General features: G+C 28.9%; 25 protein-coding genes, 1 tRNA gene and 1 other annotated feature. Of the genes, 5 read left to right on the forward strand and 21 right to left on the reverse strand.

Annotation, left to right across the window (positions count from 1 at the left end; all coding sequences use genetic code 11):
• Nucleotides 1–203: 203 nt before the first annotated feature.
• From B5E92_RS12500 to B5E92_RS12535, 8 genes are all read right to left on the reverse strand, one after another.
• Nucleotides 204–1,187, reverse strand: a complete 984-nt coding sequence (locus tag B5E92_RS12500; RefSeq protein ID WP_087302708.1) for a D-isomer specific 2-hydroxyacid dehydrogenase family protein — start codon at nt 1,185–1,187, stop codon at nt 204–206.
• Nucleotides 1,188–1,248: 61 nt separating this feature from the next.
• Nucleotides 1,249–1,881 carry a GyrI-like domain-containing protein gene (locus B5E92_RS12505; protein WP_087302710.1) on the reverse strand — a complete coding sequence of 211 codons (633 nt, stop codon included), beginning with the start codon at nt 1,879–1,881 and terminating at the stop codon, nt 1,249–1,251.
• A 73-nt stretch (nt 1,882–1,954) separates the two neighbouring features.
• Nucleotides 1,955–2,860 (reverse strand): YafY family protein, encoded by a 906-nt coding sequence (locus B5E92_RS12510; protein WP_087302712.1) that lies wholly within the window; start codon nt 2,858–2,860, stop codon nt 1,955–1,957.
• Between the two features lie 2 nt (nt 2,861–2,862).
• Nucleotides 2,863–3,639 (reverse strand): HAD-IIB family hydrolase, encoded by a 777-nt coding sequence (locus B5E92_RS12515; RefSeq protein WP_087302714.1) that lies wholly within the window; start codon nt 3,637–3,639, stop codon nt 2,863–2,865.
• A gap of 9 nt (nt 3,640–3,648) precedes the next feature.
• Complete coding sequence (locus B5E92_RS12520; RefSeq protein WP_087302716.1) at nt 3,649–4,614, reverse strand: phosphotransferase; 966 nt, start codon at nt 4,612–4,614, stop codon at nt 3,649–3,651.
• An 89-nt stretch (nt 4,615–4,703) separates the two neighbouring features.
• Nucleotides 4,704–5,510 (reverse strand): MetQ/NlpA family ABC transporter substrate-binding protein, encoded by an 807-nt coding sequence (locus tag B5E92_RS12525; RefSeq protein WP_087302718.1) that lies wholly within the window; start codon nt 5,508–5,510, stop codon nt 4,704–4,706.
• A 10-nt stretch (nt 5,511–5,520) separates the two neighbouring features.
• A complete protein-coding gene (locus tag B5E92_RS12530) occupies nt 5,521–6,186 on the reverse strand; it encodes a methionine ABC transporter permease (RefSeq protein ID WP_087302720.1) in 666 nt (221 codons plus the stop codon).
• Complete coding sequence (locus B5E92_RS12535) at nt 6,186–7,184, reverse strand: methionine ABC transporter ATP-binding protein (RefSeq protein WP_087302722.1); 999 nt, start codon at nt 7,182–7,184, stop codon at nt 6,186–6,188. The genes B5E92_RS12530 and B5E92_RS12535 overlap by 1 nt, the downstream gene beginning before the upstream one ends.
• Before the next feature lie 34 nt (nt 7,185–7,218).
• Nucleotides 7,219–7,448: a binding site (T-box leader), on the reverse strand.
• Nucleotides 7,449–7,572: 124 nt separating this feature from the next.
• Here B5E92_RS12535 and B5E92_RS12540 point away from each other — a divergent pair.
• The 4 genes from B5E92_RS12540 to B5E92_RS12555 all read left to right on the forward strand — a co-directional run bounded on the left by B5E92_RS12540 (nt 7,573) and on the right by B5E92_RS12555 (nt 10,137).
• Nucleotides 7,573–7,848 carry a nucleotide pyrophosphohydrolase gene (locus tag B5E92_RS12540; protein WP_087302724.1) on the forward strand — a complete coding sequence of 92 codons (276 nt, stop codon included), beginning with the start codon at nt 7,573–7,575 and terminating at the stop codon, nt 7,846–7,848.
• Between the two features lie 77 nt (nt 7,849–7,925).
• Complete coding sequence (locus B5E92_RS12545; RefSeq protein ID WP_087302726.1) at nt 7,926–8,126, forward strand: helix-turn-helix transcriptional regulator; 201 nt, start codon at nt 7,926–7,928, stop codon at nt 8,124–8,126.
• Between the two features lie 114 nt (nt 8,127–8,240).
• Entirely contained in the window at nt 8,241–8,972 is a 732-nt protein-coding gene (locus B5E92_RS12550) for an ATP-binding cassette domain-containing protein (RefSeq protein ID WP_087302728.1), read from the forward strand.
• Nucleotides 8,965–10,137 carry an ABC transporter permease gene (locus B5E92_RS12555; protein WP_087302730.1) on the forward strand — a complete coding sequence of 391 codons (1,173 nt, stop codon included), beginning with the start codon at nt 8,965–8,967 and terminating at the stop codon, nt 10,135–10,137. The genes B5E92_RS12550 and B5E92_RS12555 overlap by 8 nt, the downstream gene beginning before the upstream one ends.
• A gap of 29 nt (nt 10,138–10,166) precedes the next feature.
• On the opposite strand, the gene B5E92_RS12560 is transcribed toward B5E92_RS12555, so the two are convergent.
• From B5E92_RS12560 to B5E92_RS12605, 10 genes are all read right to left on the reverse strand, one after another.
• Nucleotides 10,167–11,333: a cation diffusion facilitator family transporter gene (locus B5E92_RS12560; protein ID WP_087302732.1), complete on the reverse strand. Its 1,167-nt coding sequence runs from the start codon at nt 11,331–11,333 to the stop codon at nt 10,167–10,169.
• Nucleotides 11,334–11,335: 2 nt separating this feature from the next.
• A complete protein-coding gene (locus B5E92_RS12565) occupies nt 11,336–11,677 on the reverse strand; it encodes a hypothetical protein (RefSeq protein WP_087302734.1) in 342 nt (113 codons plus the stop codon).
• A 130-nt stretch (nt 11,678–11,807) separates the two neighbouring features.
• Nucleotides 11,808–12,446, reverse strand: coding sequence for a bifunctional phosphoribosyl-AMP cyclohydrolase/phosphoribosyl-ATP diphosphatase HisIE (hisIE, locus tag B5E92_RS12570; RefSeq protein ID WP_087302736.1), 639 nt, complete (start codon nt 12,444–12,446; stop codon nt 11,808–11,810).
• Complete coding sequence (gene hisF, locus B5E92_RS12575) at nt 12,446–13,210, reverse strand: imidazole glycerol phosphate synthase subunit HisF (RefSeq protein WP_087302738.1); 765 nt, start codon at nt 13,208–13,210, stop codon at nt 12,446–12,448. Before hisF ends, hisIE begins: the two co-directional genes overlap by 1 nt.
• On the reverse strand, nt 13,192–13,917 hold the full coding sequence (gene hisA / locus B5E92_RS12580) for a 1-(5-phosphoribosyl)-5-[(5-phosphoribosylamino)methylideneamino]imidazole-4-carboxamide isomerase (protein WP_087302740.1): 726 nt from the start codon (nt 13,915–13,917) through the stop codon (nt 13,192–13,194). The genes hisF and hisA overlap by 19 nt, the downstream gene beginning before the upstream one ends.
• A complete protein-coding gene (gene hisH, locus B5E92_RS12585; RefSeq protein WP_087302742.1) occupies nt 13,911–14,519 on the reverse strand; it encodes an imidazole glycerol phosphate synthase subunit HisH in 609 nt (202 codons plus the stop codon). Before hisH ends, hisA begins: the two co-directional genes overlap by 7 nt.
• 12 nt (nt 14,520–14,531) lie before the next feature.
• The gene (gene hisB / locus B5E92_RS12590; protein WP_087302744.1) at nt 14,532–15,119 is read right to left on the reverse strand and encodes an imidazoleglycerol-phosphate dehydratase HisB; all 588 of its coding nucleotides are present in this window, start codon (nt 15,117–15,119) and stop codon (nt 14,532–14,534) included.
• Nucleotides 15,109–16,419: a histidinol dehydrogenase gene (gene hisD, locus B5E92_RS12595; protein WP_087302746.1), complete on the reverse strand. Its 1,311-nt coding sequence runs from the start codon at nt 16,417–16,419 to the stop codon at nt 15,109–15,111. Before hisD ends, hisB begins: the two co-directional genes overlap by 11 nt.
• On the reverse strand, nt 16,413–17,048 hold the full coding sequence (gene hisG / locus B5E92_RS12600; RefSeq protein WP_087302748.1) for an ATP phosphoribosyltransferase: 636 nt from the start codon (nt 17,046–17,048) through the stop codon (nt 16,413–16,415). Before hisG ends, hisD begins: the two co-directional genes overlap by 7 nt.
• Complete coding sequence (locus B5E92_RS12605; RefSeq protein ID WP_239404241.1) at nt 17,041–18,018, reverse strand: ATP phosphoribosyltransferase regulatory subunit; 978 nt, start codon at nt 18,016–18,018, stop codon at nt 17,041–17,043. Before B5E92_RS12605 ends, hisG begins: the two co-directional genes overlap by 8 nt.
• A 441-nt stretch (nt 18,019–18,459) precedes the next feature.
• Here B5E92_RS12605 and gdhA point away from each other — a divergent pair, with 441 nt between their 5' ends.
• Nucleotides 18,460–19,803 (forward strand): NADP-specific glutamate dehydrogenase, encoded by a 1,344-nt coding sequence (gene gdhA / locus B5E92_RS12610; RefSeq protein ID WP_087302752.1) that lies wholly within the window; start codon nt 18,460–18,462, stop codon nt 19,801–19,803.
• A gap of 21 nt (nt 19,804–19,824) precedes the next feature.
• On the opposite strand, the gene B5E92_RS12615 is transcribed toward gdhA, so the two are convergent.
• From B5E92_RS12615 to B5E92_RS12625, 3 genes are all read right to left on the reverse strand, one after another.
• Nucleotides 19,825–20,208, reverse strand: coding sequence for a hypothetical protein (locus B5E92_RS12615; RefSeq protein ID WP_087302754.1), 384 nt, complete (start codon nt 20,206–20,208; stop codon nt 19,825–19,827).
• A gap of 187 nt (nt 20,209–20,395) precedes the next feature.
• Nucleotides 20,396–20,953, reverse strand: a complete 558-nt coding sequence (locus B5E92_RS12620) for a GNAT family N-acetyltransferase (RefSeq protein WP_087302756.1) — start codon at nt 20,951–20,953, stop codon at nt 20,396–20,398.
• 205 nt (nt 20,954–21,158) lie between these two features.
• Nucleotides 21,159–21,234 (reverse strand) — tRNA-Phe (locus B5E92_RS12625).
• Nucleotides 21,235–21,248: the final 14 nt, after the last annotated feature.

Raw genomic sequence — 21,248 nt, forward strand, 5'->3', positions numbered from 1 at the left:
AAAAAAGAAACTGAAAAATCAGTTTCTTTTGGCAATTACTTTCCGTTTGTTTTTTCATGATGAGAGTGTTTATCAGAATAACTTTTTTGATTACTAACCCATTGGTTATCGTAAGCAGATTTTTTTTCTTTATTTAAATTATTTTGTTGTCTCATTTATATCACCCAATTTAGTTTGAGCAAAATATAATATTTAATTCTCTTTTAGCAAATTTTAAATTTATTTTCTTCACCATTGAAACTAGCAACAATACTAGCAATTGAATTCTCCACCATATCACTAACTGCTTGTTCTGTATAAAAAGCTAAATGTGGCGTTAATAAAACATTAGGCATATCTCTTAAAATTGATAATTCATGATTTCCAATTACTTGATATTTATAATCTTGATAATATAAACCTAATTCATTTTCAATTACATCTAAAGCACAAGCACCTATTTTTCCATTCTCTAAATTTTTTATTAAATCAGTTGTATTTATCACGCTGCCACGCGCAGTATTAACTAAGATTACACCATCTTTCATTTGATCAATTGTTTCTTGACGAACAATATGATATGTATCTTTTAAAGCAGGTACATGAAATGTAATGATATCACTTTCTTTGATTAGTTTTTCTAACGATACATATTGAGCATATTTAGTAACTTCTTTTTTTATAAATGGATCAGTAGCAATTATTTTACAACCAAAACCACTTAAATTCTGAATTACTTTTTGTCCAATAGCTCCAGTTCCAACAACACCAACAGTTTTATTTTCTAATTCCATTCCTATACTATTTTCCAAAGAATAGTCAAATCCAACAGCACGTCGCATAACCATTTTCATTTTTCTAAGAGCCATTAAAATCAACATAACGGTATAATTAGCAACACTAGCTGTTGAATATGTAACATTACTAACAGTCATTCCTAAATCTTTTGCAGATTCAAGATCAATATGATCGTAACCAATTGTTCTAGTTGAAATATGTTTTATCCCAAGATGAGACCATGTTTGAATAATATCTTTTGTTATTGCTGTTGTAATTACACTAACACCAAAGCAACCTTTAGCTAAATTAGCATTTTGTAAATCAGGCGCATCATCGATTCTGACAATCTCTACATTATAAATTTTAGAAAATTTTTCAAAATATGCTCCCTCATCAAATTCACGATAATTATATACTGCAATCTTCATTTTATCCCTCCATTAAACATTATTAGTTTAACACTGGTTTTTTAATTAGTAAATAATTAGATTATTTCACTGGTATTCGAATTACTGTCTTTAAGTTTTCTTTTTTACAACGACGCGGATCACTCAAATATATTTCATGATGTTTTCGTTGTTCATTAAAATCAACTTTTAAATTATTTGCTTTTAAAAAAGCATCTATTTTATCAATTGACACTTGTTCTTCATCATAACTGCCTATATGCATAATTTGAACACATTTTCCTTCTTTTATTACCTCATATTTTACTTTATCAATGTTTATTGCTGGCTTTTTATTTTTTAACAATTTTTTAGCATGATTAAATACTTTTTCATCGACAAACTCTGGTAAACGAATCATTGATTTCCAACAAAATTGATCCTTATCAATATTTTGCATATTTATTGTTCCATCTTCACACCACCATAATCCTTCTAATGGTGGAACAACATATTCAAAATATCCCGGTATTTTATCTTCTGTCATCTTTGACATTTTTATTGTAAACGAAATACCATATAATAATTCAAGCGCTTCTTGATATTCGACACTGTTATTAGGATTGCCTTTTCCATCGACAGTAACATAACTTATCTTAGGAACATCAATAAGCATCGGCTTTCTTTTTGGTAAATATAAATCTCGATATTCTTTTTTATAATCTAATTTTTTCATCTTAATTGCTCCTTTAAATAATTTTATTTTCACTAATATTATAACAAAACAAACCTGACATCCTCTGTCAGGTTCATTGATATATTTCCATCATTTTCTTCATCTCTGTTATTAATTGTTCTTTTAAAAAATCTGGTTTTAATATTTTTATTTTAGAGCCAAAAGATAAAATAAAACTCATTAACCAATATGTATTAGACACTTTCATTGTGACAACAAGATCACCATTTTGCTTTTCTATTATATCACTGTGATTAAATTCATCATAAACTACACTTGCAATTTGATGATCAAATTGTAAAGTCACTTCTATTTCCTTTTTAGTATCAGTAATTAAATTATTTTTATATTTACTTAAATCAATATTTTTATAAGCAAAAGTTTTATCTGTAATCTCCAGTTTAAGAATTCGAGACAATCTAAAAATACGATTTTCTTTTTTATTTAAACAGTAAGCTAATAAATACCAGGTACCACTTTTAAAAAATAATTTATACGGCCATACTACCCGATTAGACTTTTGACCACTAGAATTAATATAATTAATTACAATTTCATGATTAGTTATAATCGCTCTTTTTAAATCATTAAATTTCTTATTCAAATCATTATTTTGATACCATGAGTTTAAATCTACTTCAATCCAATCAATAACATTTAAATTAAAGATAGCTGCCATCTTATTAATTAACTGGCTATTTTCTCCTTTTAGATAATCAAATTCCTGTAATGCTGCTAAAATCTCTATTCTTTCATCATCAGTAAAAAATGTCCGGTCTAAAACAAAATCATTATCAATATATATACCACCATCATAACCATTTTTACAATAAATAGGAAAATTCATCATCATTAATCGTTGAATATCACGATATATTGTTCGCTTAGAAACTTCAAAATAGTTTGCTAATGTATCAGCCGTTGTTTGTTTATGTTCTAAAAGATAATATAAAATTTCAAATAAACGACTATTACTCATTGTTAATCAATCCATTTAAAATGTTTACAAGCATTATAAATTCCATCTTGATCACAAGCATCAGTTACATAAGTAGCTTTAGCTTTCAACTCATCAATAGCATTTCCCATAGCAATGCTAGTCCATTCATCTTGAAACATACTCAAATCATTTTTTTCATCACCAAAAACAACAACATCACTATAATCACCATTAAAATAATCAACCATAGCTTTAATTCCTACTGATTTATCTCCAGGTTCTACAAAAATATACTCTTTGTGAAACCGACACCATGGTAATTGTTTTAAACTTTCTAATTTTTCTTCTTCAGGCGCAAAACAAGCAACATATACTTTATAAATCTGATCAAAATTTCTTGGATTCAAACCTTCTTGCACTTCAGTTTTCATATAAATATCATGAGTAAAATCATAAAAACGATTATCAGGCGCTAATCTTCTTTGAGTGTTATCAGGCGAAAAAGCCCATATATAATTTTGTTCGATACACTCATCAATTAAATTCAAACATTTTTGATAATCTAATGGTTTGATTTCAATTAATTTTTCATCAATAGTAATCCCATTGCCACCATCACTTACCATATTTTTAAAGCCTAATTCTTTCATATGATCAACAGCCATTGCATAGCTACGTCCAGTAGCAATAGCGACAAAGTGACCAGCTTGTTTTAATTTTTCAATTGCTTCTTTAGTTGAATCAGGAATATATTGTTTTCCTGGTTGTCCTACAGCTAAAGTTCCATCAATATCAAAAAAGAAAAATTTACGTTTCATTTTTTCCTCCTAAATTTCTTTAATTATTTCCATTAATTTATCTTTTATCTCATTATAATATCTAATTTGCTTAATAGTCAAAATAACTTGTTCAAATGCAATATCAACATCATCATTAGTTATTAATCGATTTAAATTAAAAACTAACCATTCAAACATTCCTAAATTACAATCATGTATATCTTGCCAGTTTAAAATCTTAAACCCACCATTTTCAAAATAAGATAACATAAAAGCTTTAAATAATTCATAATCAATCTTGCCCTCTTGATAACCACTATAACTTAATGCCAATTCATAGACCTCTAAAAATGGACTATCATAATCTAGACATTCTAAATCGATAATACGACATTCATCATCTAGCCATAAAACATTTTTACTGTCCATATCACGATGACAAATTGTTAAAACAGGAGGAATTTTATCAATTGCCTGATTAGCTTTTTTTAATAATTCATCAAGTAATAAAACATTTTTTTCTAATAAGTCATAAATTTCTTGATGTTCTATTTTTCTTAAATAATAATTCCAATCAATATTTACGGGTTCTTTTAAATATCTTTGCTTTTTTATTTCAATTTGATGAATCTTTGCTAATAAACTGCTTATTTTTTGACAATGAACCTTATCAATTTGTTCCTGTTTTAAACTTTTTCCTTGATAATAATCATAAACATAGAAATAAATATCATCTATTTTTTGCATTTTCTTTTGATTAAAAATTAATGTCGAAATAATTGGCAATCCATGTTCTTGTAAAATCAATTCTAATTGTTGAGCCCGGTTGAAATTAGACATAGCTATTGGTCTTTTCATAATTTCTGGGTTTAATATCTTAATGGCATATTTATTTTTGTCAGTTGTTATTGCATACATTTGATGGGTCAAACCACCTGTTAATTTTTGAGGTGAAGATGTTAACTGACCTAAATTTAGTATTTTGACTATTTTTTCAAAAAAACTTATTTCCATAATTTCCTCGATTCCATATAGAATTATAAAATATCGATATCATAAAAACAACTAGCAAATAAAAAAGGTAGAAATTTCTACCTTAATAACTATACTACCGGAATAACAGAACCATCTTGATATGTATCATTGATAAATTTTTTAATTTGATCTGATTTTAAAACAGCAACTAATGCTTTTACTCTTTCATCATTTTCATCTTTACAAGCAATGATATTTACATAAGGATTGTTTTCGTTGGCACTTTCTAAAAGAAGCGCATCTTTAGTTGGATTTAAATTAGCATCAATTGCATAATTTCCATTGATTGCAACCATAGCCCCTTCATTATTTTGATAAGCAGTCGTTAACATTTCCGGTTTAATTTCTTCAAATTTTAAATTTAGTGGATTTGCCACAATATCTTCAATCGTTGCTTCTTGAATTTTTACATTATCATCCAACTCTATAATTCCTGCTGTATCTAATATTGATAAAATACGACCATGATCAGCAACTGAATTAGAAATAATAACTACATCATTTTTCTTTAACTCGCTAATATCATCAATTTTCTTAGAATAAAAACCAAACGGTTCAATATGAATACCACCAGCATTAACAATATCATAACCATTTTTTTCTACATCATCTTCAAAAAAAGGTAAGTGCTGAAAATAATTGGCATCTACATCACCATTATCTAATGACCTATTAAAAATATAATAATCATCTAGAATTTCAATTTTTAAATCAATATCATAATCTTTCTTTAAAATGTCTTTAGCTTCTTCTAAAATGTCCCCATGAGGTTTAGAAGTAGCAGCAACTGTTAAAGTATTAGCATCATCACTACTTTGACATCCCGTCAAACTAAAACCTAAAAATAAACAAATTACTAACATTATCTTTTTCATCTTTTTTCTCCTATCTTCTATCTATTTTTCTAACCACATAATCACCAGCAAATTGAATAATAAAAACAATAACCAAAATTAATGCCGTAGCCATGTATGTTACATAATTATTTTGTCTTACAAAACCATATAAATAAGCTAAATTACCAAGCCCGCCTGCACCAATTGCTCCAGCCATCGCTGTATAACCAACTAGTGAAATTCCCATCACTGAAATTGAAGAAATCAATGCGGGTTTAGCTTCTGGAATTAAAATTTTCATAACAATTTGTAAATTAGTAGCTCCCATTGCTTTACTAGCTTCAATAGTCCCTTTATCAACTTCATTTAAAGCAATCATAACCATTCTTCCATAAAATGGTGCACTAGATAAAATTAATGATGGTAAAGCTGCTTTGGCCCCTAACATCGTCCCAACTAATGCTTTTGTAAAAGGAATCAATAAAATTAATAAAATAATAAATGGTATTGCTCGTAATATATTAACTATCCAATTTAAAATTTTATTAACAAATAAATGTGGATATAAACCATCATCCTGGGTCAAATAAATTAAAATTCCTAAAATCAAACCAATAATAACTGCAACAATTAATGAAACCCCAGTCATAAATAATGTTTCCATTAATGCTTCGAACATTTGATTAAAATCAATATTTTCTAAAAAAGCTTGCATTATATTACCTCCACCTGTGCTTTATATTGAATAAATAAATCTACTACTTCTTTATAATCACCGATTACTTCAAGAACCATCACCCCAAAAGAACTAGAAAGAGTATTGCTTAAATTAGCTTCAATAACATTCAAATCAGCATCACAGTTTCGAATTACTTTAGTCAAAATAGGTAAACGACTAACCTGATCATTAAATGTTACTTTAATCAATTGTCCCTTCGAGTAAATTTCTTTTAACATCTTTTCATCAAAATCACCATTACTTTTATATATAAAACTTTTAGTAATCTCATGTTTAGGATTTCTAAAAATATCTTCTACCAAACCTTGTTCAATTACTCTGCCATCAGCCATAATAGCAATTTGATTACAAATCTTTTGTACAACTTCCATTTGATGACTGATCATTATAATCGTAATATTTAACTCTCGATTTATTTTTAATAATAAATCCAAAATCGCACTTGTCGTTTGTGGATCTAAAGCACTTGTTGCCTCATCACATAACAACACTTTAGGATCATTAGCTAGCGCTCTAGCTATTGCCACACGTTGTTTTTGACCACCTGACAATTCACTAGGATAAGCATTTTCTCTTCCAATTAAACCAACTAAAGATATTAACTCCTGAACTTTTTGTTGTCGTGTCAATTTATTTTTATGCCCTGCTATTTGTAAAGCTAATTCAATATTTTGACTAACAGTCTTTGACCATAGTAAATTAAAATGCTGAAAAATCATTCCAATTTTAGTTCGTAATTTTCTTAACTCTTGTTTTGAAAGTTTTTTTATATCTTGACCATCAATTAAAATTTCACCTTCATCTTGTACTTCTAATTGATTAATCATCCTTAACAATGTTGATTTCCCTGCCCCGCTAAAACCAATAATGCCATAAATATCACCTGTATCAATCGTCAATGAAACATCATTAACAGCTTGAACACTTTTGTTTTTTAAATTAAAAGTTTTACTTACATTTTTTATTTCAATCATTTTACCCTCCTAAAAAATAAAAAAACCCGTCCTATCTAAGGACGAGCATCACCCGTGTTACCACCTTAATTTATTATTATCTTACAATAATAACCTCATCGAGTACCATCATACTCTAGCGCAATAACGGGCGCTCCCGTTATAGACTAAATATCGCCTATAAGACTCCAAGACCATCTTCATTTATCCTCGCTTATTCTTTTCCACCAGCCAAGAACTCTCTATCAAGCTAATATAAACTACTCTTCTTTTCAACGTCGTTGGCAATATATTAGCTAAATCATCTATGAAAGTCAAGTGATTTTTAAAATATTTCCTACTTTTTTGCTATGATTTATTGAAACCTGATATATTATAGATATAATTAATACAAAGGAAGGGAAATAAAATGGAAGAATTAGAAAATAAAATCATTAAATTTGTTAAGGAGAGAAATTGGGATCAATTAGATTATCCTGATAGTCTAATCAAAAGTATAGTTATTGAAGCTAGTGAATTACTTGAATGTATTCAATGGGATAGTAATTTAAATATTGATAATGTCAGCGATGAATTAGCTGATGTATTAATTTATTGTTTTCAATTAGCTTACTCATTAAATCTTGATATTAAAACAATTATTGAAAATAAATTAGAAAAAAATGCGATTAAATATCCAAAATAATTTGTGGTTATTGACTTTCAATGCAAAGTAAACTATACTAAAAATGTAAAGCGAGCTTTGCAAAGCAGGTGATAATATTGAAAAACAGAGTTAAAGAACTACGTAAACAACAAAATATTTCACAAGAGGCACTAGCTAGGTCTGTCGGGGTAACCCGACAGACTATTACCTCAATTGAGGTAGGCAAATATACAGCATCTCTTTTGTTAGCATATAAAATAGCCAAATTTTTTAATCTTACAATTGAAGAAGTTTTTCTATTTGAAGAAAATCAATAAAATATTAAATCTTAAATATTCTTAATTTGATAACTTATAAGATTTAATTTATCGCTTATAAAATTAAAAAGTTATATAATTATGTTATCAAAAGACTATATGGAGGGGAATTCTATGTTGAAGGTTGAAAATCTGACCAAAAAATTTAAAAAAATTACAGCCGTAGAAAACGTTTCTTTTGAAGTAAATCCGGGTGAAATTGTTGGTTTACTTGGAGAAAACGGTGCCGGTAAAACTACAACATTAAGGATGATTGCCACAATGTTAAAACCAACTAGTGGAACAGCAAGTATTAATGAATTTAACATTATTGATCATCCTGATAAAATCAGGGGCCATATTGGAATCTTATTCGGTGGCGATGTTGCTTTATATGATCGACTAACCGGACGTGAAAACATGACTTATTTTGCAAAACTAAATGGAATGAGTGATCAAGAAGCTAAAGAAGCAGTTGAACAAATAGCTAGTGATTTAGAAATGAGCGACTATATTGACCGTCCTGTTGGTAAGTATAGTCGTGGTATGAAACAAAAAGTTTCTTTAGCTAGAAGTATAGTTCATCGTCCTGATGTAATGCTTTTTGATGAACCAACTACCGGTCTTGATGTACTATCTAGTAAATTGATTCACGACTTTATTTTAAAATGTAAGTCAGAAAATAAGGCAATTGTATTTTCTAGCCACAATATGTACGAAACAGAAAAACTATGTGATCGTATTATTATTATTCATAAAGGTAAGGTTGTTGCCAGTGGAACAATTGAACAATTAAAAAAAGATTATCAAAAAGATACTCTTGAAGATTTATTTATTGAATGCATTGGAGGAAATAACTATGAATAATATAATGACGATTGTAAAAAAAGAATTTAAAGATATTTTAAGAGATCGTAAAACACTTTTGATGACTTTTGTTATTCCGATCATAATTATGCCTTTATTATTTACTTTTATCTTTTCATCAGTATCAGATATGGCTGCACCAAGTGAAGATAATCGTTATAAAATTGTACTCGACTGTGACGAACCACAAATCGTCCAATTATTTGAAAATGCTGGTATATATGAACTAGTAAAAAGTGATGACCCTATTAATGCTGCATATGAAGGTGAAATAACAGCCTATATCAGTGCTAATGGTATCAATCAAGCATTACTTGAAAATAAAATTCCAACGATTGATTTATACTATGATACGACATCACAACGAGCATTAACAGCAATTAGCTCAGTCCAAACAATCTTTAGTAATTATCAAAATAATTACTTAGCTAGTTATTTAGAAGCTAATAATTTATCAAGTACATTATTGCAGCCTTTCAATTATCAAGAACATGCAAAAGATCAAGAAAGTGATGGTGTGTCTTTAATGATGTTAGGAATGTTAATTCCTATGATGATTATTGGTTATTCAGGTTCAGGAATTACACCTATTGCAACTGATTTAGGTGCTGGTGAAAAAGAACGTGGTACATTAGAACCACTTCTTTCTACTGGGGTTTCTAGAAGTTCAATTTTAATTGCAAAATTGATTGTTACGGCAACTTTTGGAACAATTACCTCAATTTTCTCTGGTGTAGGATTATTGTTGGCATTTAAATTTGGATTAAGTGAAACAATGCCATTAACTATCAATATATCAATACAAAGCATGTTATTAATTGCAGTATTAGCAATTTTATACGTTTTATTTATATCAGCAGTTATGCTATTAGTTTCAACTTATGCTAGATCAATTAAAGAAGCTAATACATATTTAACACCAGTAACTTTGATTCCGGTACTATTATCTGTTATTACAATGTATACAGAACCAAGCAGTGTTTCTACAGCGATGATGAATATTCCAATTTTAAATGTAGTAATTGTTATCAAAGAAATTATCTTTAATCAATTAAATTACACTCATTTATATATCACTTTTGCCTGGTCAGTTGCCTATGTAATAATTGCAATGGTTGGTGCTAAAATGATGTATGAAAAAGAAGAAGTAGTTTTCAGAGCATAAAAAAGAGCGGTTCGAAATGAACTGCTCTTTTAAATATAGCTATGTTCTATTTGCATAACTGTAAAATAATTTTCATTAATATTCTTAATTTTTTGATCAATTTCTTTTTTTAGTGATTTATGATCAACTTGATCATCTATTGGTAATAAAACATCAAAAATTAAGTTAGTATGTGTTGGACCAGTTACTACTCTAAAATCGTGAATACTATATTCTTGATTAATATCTTTAACTATCGTTGCAACCATTTCTTTTAATTCATTGGTCAACGCATCATTTGAATCGATTGGATCCATATGAATAGTAGTTAAAATATGATATTTATCTAGAATTGCTCGTTCAATAATGTCCATTGCATCATGAACAGCCATAATATCATCATTGCAATTAACTTCAGCATGTAAAGTTAAAAATCTTCTTCCTGGTCCATAATCATGCATCATCAAATCATGTATTCCTAAAACTTCAGGATAAGATAAAATATAATCTGCAATCTCTTTTACTAATTCTTTATCTGGAGCCATTCCTAATAATGGATTAACAGTATCTTTGAAAATCTCAATTCCTGATTTCAAAACAATAATTGATACAAGTGAACCAATAATACCATCAATTGGTAAATCAGTATAAATTGAAGCAATAAGTGCAATTAAAGAAGCTGCCGTTGTCAAACAATCATTTAAACTATCCTGGCTTGCTGCTTGTAAAGTTGTTGAATTTATTTTACCAGCTACAATTTTATTAAAATGTGCCATGTATAATTTAATAAAAATTGAAACAACCAATATTATTGCCGCTATATAAGTAAAAACAACTTTTTCAGGATTAAAGATCTTTAAAACAGAATCTCTTAAAGACTGAAAACCAACTAATAAAATTAAAAAAGCAATAATTAATCCAGCGACATATTCAATACGACCATGACCATAAGGATGTTCGGCATCAGGATGTTTATTTGCTAATTTAAAGCCAAATAGTGAAGCTAAATTACTACCAACATCAGATAGATTGTTTAATCCATCTGCGATTATGGCAATACTATTAGTAATGCCACCCATTGTAAGTTTAAACAGTACCAGAATTATATTACAACCAATAGAAACTAGTGAACAAAGTGTCCCATACTGTTCTCTTACCTTATTATTATCATAATTTTGATAATTATTAATGAATTTTTTAGCTAAATAGTTTATCATCACTAATCAACTTGATATACAAAAATATCTTGTTTATTAATTTCTATTAAATTAGCTTCACATAATTCATCAAAATACTTTTCCATTTTATCTTTATCAACATCTTTATTAGCAAGTTTTTCCAACGTTGCCATAATCATTGGATTGTCACGTTTTAACATAGCAATTCCATCTTGATTAAAATTTGCCTTTTTTAATAAAGTATCAAGAATAGCAACATATGCTAGTTTAGTTTCTAAACGAAGATTTTTATTACTTTGGAATAATCCTTTTGGCATATAATAACTATCATCTAACAAGCTATCCTTTAATACTTTTAAATTTTCTTTGTTGTATAATTCCATAATAATTCCTCCTAAAACATAATAGTTATTATACCACAAACTCTAGTAGTATTGACACGAAATTTCCATATAATTAAAAATAGCCATTTTAATTTGGCTATTTAGGATAATTATTCAATTAATAAAACTTTTAATACTCTCCTCGAGTATGAAATTCTTTTTTATTTCCAGTAATTTTGTGCCGTTCTTTCAATTTATTTTCAACATCATCCAAAGAAACACCTTGATTATTCATTAAAACAAAGACATGATAAAACAAATCACTTATTTCACCAATCAATTCATCTTTATCATTGTTTTTAGCAGCAATAATTGTTTCACTTGCCTCTTCGCCAACTTTTTTACATATTTTATCAACACCTTGATCCAATAAATAGTTAGTATAAGATTTTTCAACTGGATTTTGTTTACGATTAGCAATTAATTTTTCTAAACTTCTAAAAATATTAGTATTATCAAAAGGCAATATTTCATTAAAGAAACATGAATAAGCCCCAGTATGACAAGCAACCCCAATTTGTTCAACAAAAATCAATAAAGTATCTAAATCACAGTCTAAATACATTCCTTTTATATTTTGGAAATGTCCTGATGTTTCTCCTTTATGCCACAATTGTTTACGTGAACGTGAATAAAAATATGTTTGCTTAGTTTCAAGCATTTTATTATAAGCTTCCTCATTTACATAGGCAAGCATTAGTATTTGATTAGTTTGATAATCTTGTACGATTGCTGGAATTAATTCCATCTTTTTAAAATCAGGTTTCATTAAATTGCCCTCCTAACATTAATTCCTTCTTTACGTAATTCTTGACGAACCTGTTCAACAGTTGCTTCACCGAAATGAAATAACGAAGCAACTAAAGCGGCATCGCAGTTAGTCTTTTTAAAAACATCAACAATATCCTGGATACTGCCACAACCACCACTGGCGATAACTGGGATATCAACAACATCACAAACAGCGTTAATCATATCAATATCATATCCGGCTTTAGTACCATCAGCATCCATTGAAGTTAATAAGATTTCACCAGCTCCAAGTTCCTGACATTTTTTTACCCATTCAATTAAATCAATTCCAGTATTTTCACGACCACCTTTAACATAAACATCGTATCCTCCTGATGCTCTTTTTTTAGCATCAATAGCAACGACAACACATTGAACCCCAAATTCATCAGCAGCTTCTTTAATTAAATCAGGATTAGCAATAGCTGCCGAATTAACAGATACTTTATCAGCCCCACTAGCTAAAATCATCCTAAAATCATCAATAGTTCTAATTCCGCCTCCTACTGCAAGTGGAATACTAAGTTCTTTAGCACCACGTTCAATAAGATCTTTTATAATATCTCGCTGTTCATAACTAGCAGTGATATCTAAAAATACTACTTCATCACTACATTGCTGGTCGTAACGTTTAGCAAGTTCGATAGGATCACCAACATCTTTTAATCCAACAAAATTTACTCCTTTTACAACCTTGCCATTTTTAATATCTAAACAAGGAATTATTCTTTTTGTAAGCATGCAATAGCCTCCTTTAGATCAACTTTTCCTTCATAATATGCCTTTCCTACAATACAAGCATAATAATTATTTTTAGCTGTTTCTTCAATATTATCAATGTCTTTTACCCCACCAGAAACCACAAAATTAATTGAGCTTGCCGCTTTAATTTTTTCATACATTTTAAAATTAGGACCTTGTAAAGTACCATCTTTACTAATATCTGTAACTACAATGTATTCAATTCCTATTTTTTCTAATTCTAAAATAAAATCCAAATAAGGCACATTACTTGTTTCTAACCAGCCTGAAGTTGATACATATCCATCTTTAACATCAACGCCAACAACAATTTTCTTTGAACCATATTTCTTTAATGCCATTTTTAAAAAATCAGGATCATTTATTGCTGCAGTTCCTAAAATAACGCGGTCAATACCAATCTCTTCTAGATACAAATCCACTGTATCCATATTTCTGATTCCACCGCCTAATTCAATAGCCATTTTAGTTGCTTGTTTTATTTTCTTGATTGCTTCTAAATTAACACACTTTCCATCTTTTGCTCCATCTAAATCAACAACATGAAGGATCTTAGCTCCCATTTTTTCAAAAGTTATTGCTAATTCTTCAGGATTTTTACTGTAGACAGTTTTTTGATTATAATCACCTTTATATAATCTTACAGCTTGTCCATCTTTTAAATCTATTGCTGGAATAATTAACATTCGATCATCTCCTTAAACGCTAAGAGTATTTTTTTACCAACTATTCCACTTTTTTCTGGATGAAATTGACATCCAATTACATTATCTTTTGAAGCAATTGCAGTAATATTAGTGCTGCCATAATCGCTGTAAGCAACTAACTCTTCATCAGGACATTTAGCCATAAATGAATGAACAAAATAAACATCATCATTTTCATGAATATATTTTAAAATCGGATGTTTTTGATTAAAGTGTAATTGATTCCATCCCATATGAGGAACTTTTTCATCAATATCCATATACACTACTTCACCTTTTAAAAAGCCTAGTCCTGGTGTTTCTTGGACTTCATAACCTTTTTCAAATAAAATTTGCATCCCTAAACATATTCCTAAAATTGGTATTCCAGCTTCTTTTTGTTTTGTTAAAACATCTATTAAATCATATTTTTTCAAATTATTCATTGCCACTGGAAAAGTACCAACTCCTGGTAAAACAATAGCCTTAGCTTTTTCAATTATTTTTTTATCACGAGAAATAATAGCATCAATGCCAACTCTTTTTAATGCTGAAATAACACTACTTAAATTACCAATATTATAATCTATAATAACAACCATGGTCTTTTCCTCCTATAAAACGCCTTTTGAAGATACTATTTTATCTTTATTAGCTTCATCGATACTAACAGCTTCTTTTAAAGCTCTACCTAAGCTTTTAAAAACCGCCTCAACAATATGATGATTATTGGTACCGTAATGTTGATTAATGTGCAAAGTTATTAAAGAATTAAATGCAAATGCTCTAAAAAATTCAACTGCCATCTCTGTTTCAAAAGTTCCAATTCTTTCACAAGTCAAGTTAACATTAAATACTAAATAAGGTCGACCACTAATATCTAAATTAGTAGTTACTAATGTTTCATCCATTGGAATTGTAAAAGATCCATATCGTTTAATACCTTTTTTATCATTCAATGCTTCTTTTAAACAAGTTCCTAAAACAATTCCTAGATCCTCAATAGTATGATGGCAATCAACTTTTAAATCACCATCGCACTTAACCGTTAAATCAAAATTACTATGAAAAGCTAATAATGTAAGCATATGGTCGAAAAAACCTATTCCAGTATCAATATCACTTTTTCCAGTTCCATCAAGATTTAAGTCAACGTAAATAGATGTTTCTAAAGTTTTACGTTCTATTTTACTAGTTCTCATCGTAATCCTCCTCAAAACGCACTGCAATTGAATTAGCGTGTCCATCTAACCCTTCACTTTTCGCAAATGCCATAACATCATCTTTAAAAGTAGCTAAAACATCCTTAGGATAATAACTATATGATGAATATTTGACAAAATCGTATACTCCTAAAGCTGAATAAAATTTAGCGGTTCCTCCAGTAGGTAAAACATGATTAGTTCCACTCATATAGTCTCCTAATGGTTCTGGTGAATATTCACCTAAAAAGATAGAACCGGCATTTTTAATTTTAGGAAGACAATTTACTGGATTATCAACTAATACTTCTAAGTGTTCAGGTGCTAAATAATTAGAAACTTCAAAAGCCTGATCAATATTATCAACAATTATCGCCCCACCATAATTAGCCAAAGATTCTTCAATAATTTCTTTTCGTGATAGATAAGCAATCTGACGTTTTAATTCTTGATTAACTTGATCAACTAAACTTTTACTTGTTGTTACTAACATCGCACTAGCTAATTTATCATGTTCAGCCTGACTAATTAAATCAGCAGCAATATATTTGCTATTAGCATTTTCATCAGCAATTACTAAAACTTCACTAGGTCCAGCTACCATATCAATATCTACTAAGCCATAACTTAACTTTTTAGCAGTAGCAACATAGATATTTCCTGGTCCAACTATCTTATCAGCTTTTTTTATTGTTTGAGTGCCATGAGCAATAGCTGCGATACCTTGAGCTCCTCCAAATTTATAAATCGTATCAATGCCACAAACTTTTGCAGCTGCTATAATAATTGGATTTACTTTACCATCTTCTTTTACCGGTGTAATTATTACTAAATCTTTAACTCCAGCTAGTTTAGCTGGTAAAGCATTCATTAATACCGTTGATGGATAACAAGCAGTTCCCCCTGGAACATATAAAGCAACTCGTTCGATAGGACGAACCATTTGCCCCATTATTACTCCATTTTCTTTAAATAAAGACCATGACTTATCAATTTGATTTTTATGAAATTCAATTATCTGTTCTTTTGTTCTTTCTAGAATTCGTAAATAATTAGCATCTACTTGCTTTAAAGCAATTTCTTTTTCTGCTTCACTAACAATTAAATCTGCTTCATCTTTTATTTGATAACCATCAAACTTTAAACAATATTCATATAATGCTTCATTCCCCCGCTTATTAATATCATCAATAATTTTCATTACCGCATCATTAACTTCTTTACTAATATTTTCTTTTCGATTATCAAGTTTTAAAGCAACTGCTTCTAAATTACCGTTGTATTCAATTACTTTTAACATTTTTCTTCCCCCGTTACTGCTTCTAATTTATTAACTAAATCAAAAATTTCATCTTTTTTAAATTTTAAACTTACTTTATTTACGATCATTCTAGTCGAAATATCACTAATTTTTTCAATTACTTCTAATCCATTGGCCTTTAAAGTTGATCCAGTTTCCACAATATCAACTATCGCATCACTAATTCCGACGATTGGTCCTAATTCTACTGAACCCTCTAGTTTAATTATTTCAACATCCTCTTGTTTTTTAGCAAAATAACTTTTAGCGACTTTAGGATATTTACTTGCAATTCTTTTTCTACGGACATATTTTCTATTTCGATATTCAGGATAGGCGGCAACTGCAAAGTAACATTTACCAATTTTTAAATCTAATAATTCATAGTAATCTTCAAAATCACTATCATCTAAAGTATCTTTACCTACAAAACCAACATCAACAATTCCATGCTCTAAAAATGTTACAACATCATTAGCCTTACCAAAAATCATTTCAATGCCATCTTTGGTCTTAATTAAAAGTTCGCGATCTTTATTAAATACCGGCTCCATATCATAATTAGCTTCTTGTAATAACTTACAAACCTGCTTTTCAATTCTTCCTTTTGTAATAGCAATCTTAATCATTGAATTCCCCCTCCTTATCCAATGCTTTTAAAATATGATTCATATGATAACAAAAACCAATTGCCCCAACATTTTTATTAAAACGTGGTAATAAATCATCATAACGACCACCAGAAATAATCGGCTGGGCACTTTTATCACAGTAACCTTTAATCATTAACCCAGTATAATATTTCATTGCCGGTACCATTCCTAAATCAAAAATAATTTGATCATTACAATCTAATACCTCATATAATTCTTTTAAATTATTTAAAGCTTCTAATAATATTGGATCATTAAGATTACAAATTGCACTATTTAATAAGTTTATATCCCCAAAAGCTAATGGTAATTTTAATAATAATTGATTTAATGAATCCGAAAAATCATTTTCACTTACAAACTGTTTCATTGCACTAATATTACGATATTTTAAAATTTCAGTTAATTTATCAGCTTTATCCCCCACTAAATAACAAATTCGATTAAAAAATTTAGCCGAACCAATTTCTAGTAATATATTATTTAATCCTAAATGTGGTAATGACTCTAAAATCATCGTCAAACATTCTTTATCACCAGCAATGCCTGGTTTATTGATTAACTCAACGCCCCCTTGGAAAAACTCACTAGAGCGACCTTTATGCATAATTTCTTTACGATACACTTTGCCAAAATAACAATAACGAGCGACTTCATTATTAAAGTTATTTGTTGAATAAAAACGAGCTAACGGAATAGTAAAATCACAGCGCATTGCCACATTTTTTCCTTCATGATTAATATATTGAAACATCTTTTCTTGATCAAAACCACAATCTAGTTTTGTATATAAATCAACATATTCAAAAGAAGGCATCAATACTTCTTGATAGTTATTTTTAGCAAAGATAGTACGCAGATTATTTTCAATTTCTCTTAACTTACCAACATTGCTAATAATCGCATCAATGCTTTCTTCTGGTATTAAATATTTAAACTCTTCCATTTTATTTCCCCCTTTATTTACAAAAAAACGAGTCATTTACTAATGACTCGCTATAATCATTTTGTCATTAGATACACCCAAAAATATTTAGCACAAAATGGGTTGTATCATAAAAGATATAACCCTAGGTAATCCAATGGTGGTGATGTAATTGTTGTAAATTTTTTATCGCTTTCATTTTTTATCACCTCTTATTGTATACAATATTATCATATTAAGTTATAAATGAAAAGAAATTTTTATTAAAATTATAAAATACAATAACATTTTGAATTTGTGATTTAAAAATTTCCCGATATAATCATATTATTTTGAAAAATGCGGTATTTTAATATCAATGTTAATAATTTTTTCTATCTATAATATATTTTTCTTAAAATGTTTATTTATTATTAGATTAATAGTATTATATTGATTAGATAAAAAAGGAGGACAATTTTAATGGATTATATTACAAGAGTTTTAGATGAAGTTAAAACAAAAAATGCTGATCAGCCTGAATTTATCCAAGCTGTAGAAGAAGTATTAGAAAGCTTACGACCAGTAATCGAAGCTCATCCTGAATATGAAAAACAAGCTATTTTAGAAAGATTAGTTGAACCAGAAAGAACTATTATGTTTAAAGTTCCTTGGATGGATGATAATGGACAAGTTCAAGTTAACCGTGGATATCGTGTTCAATTCTCAAGTGCTATTGGACCATATAAAGGTGGTTTAAGATTACATCCAAGTGTTAACTTAGGTATTATTAAATTCTTAGGATTTGAACAAATTTTCAAAAACTCACTTACTACATTACCAATCGGTGGTGGTAAAGGTGGTTCTGATTTTGATCCACAAGGTAAATCAGATAACGAAATTATGCGTTTCTGCCAAAGCTTTATGACTGAATTATATCGTCATATTGGTCCAGATGTTGACGTGCCTGCAGGAGATATCGGAACAGGTGCTCGTGAAATCGGTTATATGTATGGACAATATCGTCGTATCCGTGGAGCATTCGAAAATGGTGTTTTAACTGGTAAACCATTACCATATGGAGGAAGTTTAATTAGACCAGAAGCAACTGGATTTGGTGCTTGTTACTATGGAAATGAAGTATTAAAACATTTCAACGATAGTTATGAAGGAAAAACTATTGCTTGTTCTGGATATGGAAACGTTGCTTGGGGAGTTTGTTTAAAAGCTCGTGAATTAGGTGCTAAAGTAGTTTCTATTTCTGGACGTGATGGATATGTTTATGATCCAGAAGGTATTACTACTGATGAAAAAATTGATTTCTTATGTAAAATTCGTGAATCAAATGATGTTAAATTAAAAGATTATGCTGAAAAATTCGGTTGCGAATTCCATCCAGGTGAAAAACCTTGGGGATTAAAAGTAGATATGGCATTCCCATGTGCTACTCAAAATGAAATCGGATTAGAAGAAGCTAAACAATTAGTTGCTAATGGTGTTAAATATATTATTGAAGGTGCTAATATGCCTACAACTCCTGAAGCAATGGAATACTTCATTAATAACGGTGGAACTTTAGGACCTGCAAAAGCTGCTAACGCTGGTGGAGTTGCTGTATCTGCATTAGAAATGGCTCAAAACTCAATGCGTTATAGCTGGACTGCAGAAGAAGTTGATGCTAAATTAAAAGAAATCATGAAAAATATTCATGATAACTCAAAAGCAGCTGCTGAAAAATATGGATTAGGATATGATTTAGTAAAAGGTGCTAATATCGCTGGATTCGAAAAAGTTGTTGCTGCAATGATTTCTCAAGGAATTTATTAATTTAATAAGGCGCTATCTTTCTTAAATAGCGCCTTTTTTATATTCGTTAATATTTTCCATCAATTCTTCATAAAATGCCTCAGCATTTAAAATATAAAGCGTTGACTGTCCACGATGTTTGATTTTCAATTTATGCTTTCCAAGCAAAGTAACACCCTTAATATCTTTATACTCAATTAATGCAGGTAAGATACCTATTCCTTTAAATTCATAAATCAATGTTGAATCATTAAATATTTTCATATTATATTTAGTTGTTAAAATTATTAATAGTGTAAAAGCTAAAATAATACCAATAATAACTTTTGTTCGATTATTATCTAAAGCAAAATATACACATGCTCCACTAACCGCTAGAAAAAAAATAATTGAGAATATTAACATTCTAAACTCTTTATACTTCATTAAATCACCTCATTAAATCTAGTCATCAGTATATCATAATCATATAGAAATACAATATTTATATATAAAAAAGAATTACAAATAAAAAGTAAAATGATAACTATAATAATCAGCCTCTATTACTTGTTAATTCTTCCTTAATAATCCAACTGTATTTATAATTTTATTACACGCTTATTATAATTTTCTATACATTAAACTTATCAGATTTACTTAAATATTTAGAATCAAAACCCTTAACCTGAATTGTCTTCATCATCGCTTTAAAAACCTCTAGTTCAAAATTATCATCCATACAAAACACTTCATAATCTACACCAAGATATGATAGAAAAGGTCCGGTTTCTTTATACCCATTATGTAAATAAAAGTTACGTCTTTTTTCTCTTTGAATACTATTATCAGCTAAATTATCAAGCATTTCAAAATCAACAACTTGTTTCTTTGATGGATATTTTTCTTTTAAAATTTTAATAGCACGACTTTTATACCCTTTTGAACGACAAGATGAATCGATTGCTAAAAAGAAAAGATATGCTAAATCTTCATATGTAAGAACGACCATAAAACCAACAAAAGTATCTTTATCCTTTAATGCTAAAAAATCAAAATTATCTGCTTTTGCCATCTCGATAATTTTTGCTGGTTCTAAATATTCTTCAGGTGGAAAAGCCTCTTTTGCAAGGTTATTAACTTTATCTAAAAAGATACTATCTTTGGTAATATTTTCTGTATCTAATATCATATAAATCTGTCCTTCTACAAATTATTAATTTAACAATTATAGTATACATGATTTATGTTTGTTTTGATAAAGATATTATCTAATAAATAACTAATAATAGCTCAATTAACAACTGTTATATAAAAAAAGAAGTAATTTATATAAACTACTTCTAAGATCTATATTTTAAATAATAAAAAAACAACCTTACAGTTGTTAAGTCAAATGGTGGTTCCGGCCGGAATCGAACCAGCGACACGAGGATTTTCAGTCCTCTGCTCTACCGACTGAGCTACGGAACCATGGCGGTCTGGAC

Origin of the sequence: Erysipelatoclostridium sp. An15, assembly GCF_002160675.1 — a bacterium.
Lineage (GTDB): Bacteria > Bacillota_I > Bacilli_A > Erysipelotrichales > Coprobacillaceae > Thomasclavelia > Thomasclavelia merdavium.